The 1,049-nt window shown below is 20.0% G+C and carries 2 protein-coding genes and 1 pseudogene; all 3 read right to left on the bottom strand.

Features of this window, described 5'->3' with window-relative positions:
* Window positions 1-381, bottom strand: a pseudogene (locus tag GBZ86_RS16195) (hypothetical protein); the annotation flags it as partial.
* 26 nt (window positions 382-407) lie between these two features.
* Window positions 408-680, bottom strand: coding sequence for a DUF5592 family protein (locus tag GBZ86_RS16190; RefSeq protein ID WP_152892375.1), 273 nt, complete (start codon window positions 678-680; stop codon window positions 408-410).
* Window positions 670-1,049 (bottom strand): hypothetical protein (locus GBZ86_RS17510; RefSeq protein ID WP_170272307.1); only part of this gene is annotated, 380 nt, incomplete at its 5' end. The genes GBZ86_RS17510 and GBZ86_RS16190, both read right to left, overlap by 11 nt.

Raw genomic sequence — 1,049 nt, 5'->3', positions numbered from 1 at the left:
TTCTTGTTGTTTAACAGTATTTACTGGAAAATTCATAGCTATTATTTTAAAATCTTCTGAATAGCTTCTTAAGAATCTTATAAAATTATAAATATAAATTTGGGTTTCATTATCGCTAAAAGAATAAATATCATGACTTTCTATTTGGTATATATCTAAAAAACCATCCTTAGTTATAAATGATTCATCTTCATCTACATCCAAGAATGGTAATACTTGTTTATTGGTATTAAAAATTTTCTTATTTTCTTTTTTAAGTTCTTTCAATTCTTTCTTTTTAATTTTATTTTCTAATTTGATTTTTTTCTTTTCTTCTTTGCTTAATTTTATATTTTTATTTTTTTTAATTATATTAAAATTTTCAAATTTTTTAATATTCATAACTTCTAACTCCTAAATATCTTATTTTAATCTCTAGAATATGTATTTCTATTTCTTATTAAAGCGTAATAAATACTTTGATAATTTCTTTTCTTAGGATTTACTCTGCTTTTATTTACCATAAAAATAGAAGCAATTAATATAAAAACATAAAATATATTCCTAAAACTAGAATATACAAGAGGGCTTAATAACCAAGCTATTGTCATAGCTCCACATATTGTTGCTAAATCAAAAAGATATATATTTTTTGAAAACTTCATTTCTGATGTTATTTCTTTTGGAATATTATATTGCATTGTTTTCTTTTCCTTTCTTATTCTTAAAATTATTAACCTTTTTAGGTAAATCCCATTTAGAAGTAATATTTTTTCCTAAATTATAACTTCTTTTCATACTATTAAGTTGATCATTAGAATTTATCTTTCCTTTTATATAATTATTTAGTATATTACCAACATTATATTGATTATCTAAATCTGTTGCTTCATTGTTATTTTTAAATTTTAAATCATTAGAATTACAAATACTTTTATTTGGTACTTGATCTATATTTGAATTTATTTTATCAACTTCATTAGGACTATAACAATTCTTATTATTTTTTAATTCCATTTCTTGTTGTAATTCATCTGATTTTTTATTTCCATAACTTAAAGGACTTAAAT

Source organism: Clostridium tarantellae, from assembly GCF_009295725.1.
Lineage (GTDB): Bacteria > Bacillota > Clostridia > Clostridiales > Clostridiaceae > Sarcina > Sarcina tarantellae.
The sequence above is the reverse complement of the archived record's forward strand: the minus strand, read 5'-3'. Positions and strand labels throughout refer to the sequence as shown.